The following is a 7,249-nucleotide window of genomic DNA, read 5'->3' on the forward strand; positions in this document are numbered from 1 at the left end:
TCCGTCGGTGACGCCCGCCGCGAACAGCGATCGCCACCGCGCCATGGCGGGCAGGCCGGTGACCGCGTCGTGCGCCGCGCCGACCCGCGAGACCCGCGCGACCGCGGCGCTCGCGACGATTTCGTGGGGCGCGGACACGAGGGTGAACGAGCGCTGCCGCAGGGCCCGCGTGATCGCCGCGACGAGTGCCGTTGTGAGAGCGGGCGTTTCGGCGATCGTGGTCAGCAGGGCGGTCCAGAAGCGCGGTGACCAACCGTCGAACAGCAGATCCACCGTGGCGCCCGCGCCGCTGCCGCGCGCCATCACCGCGCCGGTGCGCAGCGCCGGACGCGGCATGCAGGTGGGAACCGGGATCTTCGCGGTGGCCGTGCGCAGGAAGCGGACGAGCGGGTCGATCAGGAACGCGGAGTCGGGCTCGACGGGCAGCAGCACGTGGGTCAGCGTGCGGGTCGGTTCGTCGCTCGGCCACAGCTCCAAGCCGGGCGCCAGGTGCTCGACGACCGGATGGGTGGCCACGGTGCGGGCGCGCAGGGGACGCAGCGGCAGGACCGAGGCGTCCTGATCGCCGATCCGTGCCCGCCACAGGGCGGTGTCCTGGCGAATGCGCGCGGGCGTCGGCCTGCCCGGGTCGTTTCCGGCCTGCCCGGCGTCGGTGACGATGCCGAGCTCCATCCGCGACGGGGGAGTGTGGTCGCATCCGCGCGCGCCGAGCAGCGCCAGGGGGGCGTGCCCCGCGACCCGGGGACCGGCGAGGGCCAGTCCCCACGAAACCGACGGCGGCATCGTCCGATACGGGACGCCCAGCAGGTCGAGGGGTGAATAGCCCTCCAGCGGAGCGGGATTCGCCCGTGCGTGACGGACCGCCGCCTCGAGTACGCGAAGATGCGACAGCGCGTGGGGCGTGTCGTCGCCGTCCGTCGGAATGCCCACGTAGACAACGACTCCTGTACCGCTCGGCGCGGGGTTGACGATCGTCCACCGGCCGTCCCGGCCGCGGTGGTCCGACGCCAGGGCGCGGGTCAGGGCCTCGGCCTCGTGCCACGCGTTCCATCCGCACCCGGATACCTGGATCCGCGCCGCGGCCCAGTACCGCGGGGCCGGGCCGATCGGGCCGTGCAGCAACGCTTTTCGCCCGCCGGGCGGACCATGGTGCACCCCGGCGCGCGAGCGCTCGGCATGCGCGGACGCGAGCGCCGTCAGGGTCGGCTCGGCGTCGGGCGAACTGGCGAACGAGTGCGCCTCCTCCGGCCGGTAGTACACATCGTGGAAGGCGACGCACGGTTCGTACTCGAGGCCGGACAGCCCGCCCGGCGTCCCGTCGTGGCGGAACTGCGCCGGGTCGTCGGGGCGGAATCGGCGCACCGCGAGCCGGCCGAACCACTGCGCCGGCGTCTCGGCCTTCAGCGCGATCTCGCTGCGAATGATGCCGCGCCACTGGGCCCCCGAGCCGCCCGCGCCCGCGGTCGCTCGGCAGACCTCCCGCAGAAAATCGCGTCGGCGCAGCAGCGGGTGGTACAGCCCGTCGAGCAAGACCTCGAGCAGATCGGCGTAGTCGCGCTCGTCGGTGGCCGTGCAGGCGTAGGTGGTGCGGCCGGTCTCCGACAGGCCGTTCATGAACCCGGAGCAGCTGCGGTAGGCGGCGGTCAGCAGGGCGCTGCTCATCGGGTACCTGCGTGACCCGGTGCCGACGAGATGCTCGACGGCGTGCGGTAATCCGCTGTCGTCGGCGGCCGGGGTGCGAAAGCTGATGCCGAACCCGAACTCCGGCTCGTCGGCGTGCCGGTGCAGATGCGTCGCGCCGGTGGGGTGCTGCCAGAACGTGTAGCGCACCCCGTCGTGCTCGACCTCGCCGAGGGGCCGCCACGCGCCGGTCATCGCTGGGCCAGGCTCTCGGACGGCGTGGCCGCCCGCTGCTCGGCGGAGCCGCAGAGACCGCACCGCGGATGCGGCGGGCACTCCTGGTAGCCCGACGACAGATCCCCGCGGAACTCCCAGATCCGGTCCGCCGTAGTGGGTTCCATGCCCAGGAGGTAGCGGACGACCTCGAGACAGACGATGCCGGAGGTGATGGAGCCGACCGGGCTCAACGCCCCGGAGTTCCCGCGCGGAAGCAGGCTCTGACGCCGCAGCAGCTCGCCGTAGCGCGGCTCCCGCTCGATCTGACGGGTCCAGTCGCAGATCGTGCACGCCGTGCCCGGCCTCGTGTGGAAGGGACCCACCCGGCCCCCGCTGGCCTGCACGAACGGCGTGCCGGTCGCCAGTCCCACCGCGGCCACCCACTCCTTGATCCGCCACGGCGGCTGATCGGCCAAGCCGAGAACGAGATCCGACTGCTCCGCCAGCTCCCGCAGGTCCTCGGGACCGCCGACATAGGTCCGCACGGGGCGGATCTCGGTGCGCGGGGCGAACTCTCGCATCCGATGGGCGGCGGCGAGCACCTTGGGCCTGCCGATGTCCTGCTCGGTGTACAGGATGCTGCGGTTGAGGTTCGAGGCCTCCACGGTGTCGCCGTCCACCAGCGTGAAATTGCCTATCCCGCAACACAACAGGTTGTAGGCCACCCAGCTGGCCATGCCGCCGAGGCCGACGAGCAGTACGCTGCTGCCGCGCAGCCGGGCCAGCAGATCGAATCGGCTCACCGTGTCGGACTCCAGCTCGGACAGATAGTTCAGCAGCCGATCGAACCGGGCGAGATCCGGGTCGTCGGACGGCGGCGCGACGGCCTCGAGGAAGCCGCCGTCCAAAAGCGCCGCCATCCAGGGCGATTCGCGCACCCGGTCGGCCGGGGCGCCGCTGCTCAGCTCGTGCAGCGCGGGCACCTGCGGTTCGTCGAAGCCCGCGAGCCGCAGGTTGCGCGTGCCGAGTTGCATGAGCAGCGTGTCACCGCTCCAGATCATGCGCGTGCGCGCCCGCAGCCGGACCAGCTCGGTCATCGCGCGCTCGCCTCCTCGCGCAGCTGCGACCACAGCTGGTCGCCGACCTCGGTGAACTCGATCCGCGGCCCGGACTCGACCTCGGCCATGCCCCGGGCCAGCAGGTCGACGGTCTCGGCGAGCCGCTTGTCGTGCACGCTCTCGCCGGTCACCTCGCGCGCGCGGCGGTGGAAGGCCGCGATGCGCCCGAACGCGAAGCAGGCCTGGATCAGCCCGGACAGCGGGCGCGGGTCGGCGCGCCACGGTGAGTCGTAGGTGACGTCCTCGGCGGGCGAGAGCAGCGGGTCGAGCTCCTCGATCAGCGTCAGCCGCAGGTGCGCCTCCTCGTGCAGGAAATGCTCGGCGGTGTAGGCGATATCGCTGAACGGCCACATGGCCTCGGAGAGGAAGACCGCGCCCATCATGCAGGCCTCGGTGAAACTGGAGTGGAAGGCGCTGCGGTACGGCACGAAAAGCCGTACGTGCGTGGTCATCTCGGCGGCCAGCTCGGGCCACACGCGCTCGATGAGCTCGAAGGACTCGCCGATCTGCCGGATCTTCGTCGCGCCCGGCTCGGTCATCAGAGCCAGATCCGGTGCGGGATAACCGGGTTGCGCGGGCTTGCCGTTCATCGAGGCGATCAACCGCGCGAGCCACGGGTCGCCCGCGTCGATCTCGATGCCGGTGTCCGGGATGGTCGGGTGCGCGACGCGGGTCACCGAGCCGAGCGGGCCCGCCGACTCGTCCTTCGGGTAGTGGCCCGGGATGCGCACGGTATCGCCGCGCAGCACGCCGTCGCCGTCATCGTCGAAGAACACCCGCAGGCCCTGCGCGCGGGTGTGGAAGACGAGGTGCGCCGAGGACCCGGGCAGCCGCAGCTCCGGGCGGCCGGCGGGCACGAGCACCGGGGTCGGGATGGGCAGGCCCTGCTCGAGCGCGGGGATGACGAGGAAGCGGGGGAGATGGTGCGCCCACTCACTCAGGAACCCGTGGTCGCGGCGCAGGCACGCGTCGGAGAGTTGCAGCCAGTAGTAATTGAAGAACGGGTGCGAAACCACCCGGCGCGCCGCCGCTTCCGGCAGGGCGAGGAAGACGTCGCACCACGCGTCGAGCATGAAGGCGATGTCCGCGCCGCCGAGCGCGCCGATCCGGCGGACGACGCGCGGTACGGAGCCGCGCAGCCGTTCGGTGTAGCGCAGGTACGCGAAGTCCTGGACGGTGGTCAGGGCCAGTCGATCGAGCGACCGGGCGTCGAGTGTCGTGGTGAGAGCTGTCTGGTCGCTCATATTTCTTCCAGAAGATAATCGGAGGGGTTCTCGGTGGGTCGCGCGTCGCCGCACTGCTCGAGCAGCGCGGCGTGCGCGGCGGCGATCTCGCCGGTCAGGCGTTCGCCGTGGGCGGTAAGCCGCACCGCCGAACGCACTGTCGCCAGGGCATTTTCGACCTTGTCCAGCAGCGCTCCGGCCTGCGCGGCGGCGCGGTGCTCGGCCGGGGTGTCGCGGGCCACCCGCAGCAGCGCCTCGGCCGCCCTGGTGAAGACGAACGCGCCGTGGATGAGGCCGGTGACCGGACGCGGCCCGGCCCGGAACGGGCTGTCCACGCGGTCGTCCCAGGCGTGGTGGTGCAGCGGCGAGAACACCATCACGGCGTTGAGCCGCACGTGACTCGACTCGTGCACCAGCCGCTCGATCAGGAACAGCGGGTCGGCGAAGTCGTCGCGCAAGAAGATCGCGCCCTGCCAGGCGGTATTGGAGAAGGCCGAGGTCCGTTCGCTGCGCATCGGCACGATCAGCCGCACGGCCGCCTCGATCTCCGCGCGAGCCTCGGGCCAGCACCGCCCCAGCCGGTCGAAGCACCCCGCGAGCTGCTCGCGCATGGCGACGGTGGGGGTGGCGGGCGCGACCGTCTCGGTGGCGAAACCGCTTGGGTCGGAGCCGATCTCGACCAGCATCTGGGGCAGCCGCTCGTCCTCGCCGTCGAAGGCCGTCGCGCGGGTGCCGGCGACGAGCTCGGTGCTGCGGCAGCCGGGACGGCCCGGGGCGATCGTGCCCCTCCGCAGGCGATCCAGCCGCCATTCGAGCACTCCGTCGGCGGCGCCGATCAGCACCGTCTGCCCGGCCGCGTCGGCGCCCAGGCGCAGCCGCAGGCCGGACGCGTTCAACCCGAGGGTCCCGCCCGGGCCGATCTCGAGTGCGATCGGCCCGGTGAGCAGCCGCGCCGCGGGCCTGAGCAGCGTCGGGATCAGCCGGGCGAGGCTGCGCCGGGCCGCGGCGTGATCGTGGCCGCGCAGCGCGGCGACCAAGCCGGTGAACGACGCGTGGAAGAACGGGTCGTTCGCCAGCAGAACGCGTTGCGGCGCAGCCAGTTCCGGCAGCCGGGCGAGGACGTCCGCGACGGCGCCCGGCGACTCGGGCCACAGGCGTCGGCTGATCCCGGCGAGGGTGGCCAGCTGACGCAGGCGCAGCGCGACGAGGAGGTCGGCGACCTCGGCGTGGTTGTCGGCGGACGGGCGGAAGGTCGCGGCCTCCGCGCCGACCGGGTCGGTCTCGATGGTGGTCATGAGGTGCTCCTCGAAAGATGGAGTCGGTCGGGCCGCGCCAGTTCGTCGAGCCGGTCGGCCGCCCAGGCGGCGATGCTCGACAGCCCGGTCGGGCCGGCGGCGCGGCGCAACTCGATCAGCGGGGTGACCGAGCGTGGATCGACGCGCACCGCGTGCATCAGCGACGCGATGCCGCGCTCGGGCTCGTCGAGGTGGAACGAGCAGCGCGCGGCCTGGGTGAACGCGTACGAGGTGTAGGGCGCGCCGCGCAGGGCCGCCTGCTCGTAGGCGGATCGGGCCTGCTCCCAACGAGATTCACGCAGCAGGAAATCGCCGAGGCGGACATGCACCTTCGGATCCAGCGGATCGTGGGTGATCAGTTCCCGGTAGTACTGCTCGGCCGCCTCGGCGTCTCCCACTCCCATCCAGGCCCGCGCCCTCGTCTCGAGCAGTGGATGAAGATTCTCCCTGGCCAGCAGCGGATCGGCGCCGGGGTCGGTCAGCGCGGCGCGCGCCGCCTGCTCGGCCTTGGCCAGCATCTGCTGCATGCGCGGGAAGTCGTGGCGCAGGAACGGCACGAAGCTGATCCCGCGCCAGTACGCGCTCACGGTCACCGGCCCCAAAGCGTCGCGGCCCGCGCGATGCCACAGCAGGGTCGCCATGGTCGCCCACTCGTCGATCGCCGCCAGCGACTTGTCGCTCTTCGCATGGTGCACCACGAGGCCGACCGCGGCGGACAGCCGCAGTTCGAGCGGGTAGCGCGGATGCTGCGCCGTGGCCGCCATGATCCGCTGCGCCTCCTGGAAGGCGGCGACCGAGGTGTCCCGGTTTCCCGACTTGAACAGCGCGTTGCAGCGCAGCATCGCGAGCCTGGCCGCCCACTCCGATTCTGCCGCAGGCAGATTCGGCGGAACCCGGCGAACGACGGACGACCAGCAGCCGAGCTTGTTGAGCACCGCCGCGACCCGCAGCCGCTCGGGGTCGGTCAGCGCGGGCCACTCGTCGATGAGGTCGCACAGCACGGCCCATCGGGTCGAGCGCTCGCCGACCGGCACCGCGGTCGGGTCGTGCGCGTCGCCGACGCCGCACTCCTCGACCAGCGCCTTGCGCAGCAGGCTCGCGGTATTGATCTGGTAAGGGGGGATCGGTTCGCCGGCGACCAGGTGGCGGCCCGCGTCCGCGACGCCCTGGGCGTGGATCGGGCCGTGCTCGTCGGTGAGGTCGAAGTACGCGCGGAGCAGGACCCGCGAGAGCGTCCCCGGGTACGTTCGATGCCCGCGCTCGCTCGCGGCTCTCAAGAATTCGGTACGCACGAGACCTCCTGAGTGTCGGTACCGGGTCGCAGCGCGACGAATTCCCTTGCGGCCCAATCCCGCAGGGGTTCGTCGCCGGTGTTGCGCGCCGAGCGCACCAGCTCGGCCAGCGGGCTGAGCGCGGCCGGATCCTCGCTGGTGGCGCAGGCCAGGGCGAGCGCGTGGAAGGTGTCGCCGTCCTCGGCGGTGCGCGCGGCCTTGTACCAGGCCAGCGCCGCGTACGGGGCGCCGAGGGCGGCGGCCGCCAGATACGCCCGGCGCGCGGCGCGCGGTTCCTTTCTGCGCACGTACAATTCGCCGAGTCGGACGTGGGTCTTGCCGTCCATGGGATCGACCTGGGTGAGCTCGTCCGCGTACCAGATCGCGCGGTCGAGGTCGCCCGCCCAGGCCATCTCGATGGAGCGGGTCTCCAGCAGCGGGTGGATGTTCATCAGCCCGAGACCGCGCTGAACCGTTGTGGCGGCGGGGAGTTCGCGCGCGTACTG

The 7,249-nt window shown here is 72.3% G+C and carries 6 protein-coding genes; all 6 read right to left on the reverse strand.

Features of this window, described 5'->3' with window-relative positions; translation table 11 throughout:
* Window positions 1-1,875 (reverse strand): hypothetical protein (locus ON39_RS35300; protein WP_040740676.1); only part of this gene is annotated, 1,875 nt, incomplete at its 3' end.
* Window positions 1,872-2,933: a HesA/MoeB/ThiF family protein gene (locus tag ON39_RS35305; protein ID WP_146251298.1), complete on the reverse strand. Its 1,062-nt coding sequence runs from the start codon at window positions 2,931-2,933 to the stop codon at window positions 1,872-1,874. The genes ON39_RS35305 and ON39_RS35300, both read right to left, overlap by 4 nt.
* A complete protein-coding gene (locus ON39_RS35310; protein WP_040740678.1) occupies window positions 2,930-4,198 on the reverse strand; it encodes an aKG-HExxH-type peptide beta-hydroxylase in 1,269 nt (422 codons plus the stop codon). Before ON39_RS35310 ends, ON39_RS35305 begins: the two co-directional genes overlap by 4 nt.
* Entirely contained in the window at window positions 4,195-5,472 is a 1,278-nt protein-coding gene (locus tag ON39_RS35315) for an aKG-HExxH-type peptide beta-hydroxylase (RefSeq protein WP_040740679.1), read from the reverse strand. The genes ON39_RS35310 and ON39_RS35315 overlap by 4 nt, the downstream gene beginning before the upstream one ends.
* Entirely contained in the window at window positions 5,469-6,764 is a 1,296-nt protein-coding gene (locus tag ON39_RS35320) for a tetratricopeptide repeat protein (protein WP_146251299.1), read from the reverse strand. The genes ON39_RS35315 and ON39_RS35320 overlap by 4 nt, the downstream gene beginning before the upstream one ends.
* Window positions 6,746-7,249, reverse strand: a 504-nt coding sequence (locus ON39_RS35325) for a hypothetical protein (protein ID WP_040740682.1), incomplete at its 5' end; no start/stop codon positions are given. The genes ON39_RS35325 and ON39_RS35320, both read right to left, overlap by 19 nt.

It is taken from the genome of Nocardia tenerifensis NBRC 101015, assembly GCF_000308715.1.
Taxonomy (GTDB): domain Bacteria; phylum Actinomycetota; class Actinomycetes; order Mycobacteriales; family Mycobacteriaceae; genus Nocardia; species Nocardia tenerifensis.

Coding starts and splice junctions, on each gene's coding strand:
- ON39_RS35310 (WP_040740678.1), bottom strand. CDS start 4,198: ATGAGCGACCAGACAGCTCTCACCACGACACTCGACGCCCGGTCGCTC.
- ON39_RS35305 (WP_146251298.1), bottom strand. CDS start 2,933: ATGACCGAGCTGGTCCGGCTGCGGGCGCGCACGCGCATGATCTGGAGC.
- ON39_RS35315 (WP_040740679.1), bottom strand. CDS start 5,472: ATGACCACCATCGAGACCGACCCGGTCGGCGCGGAGGCCGCGACCTTC.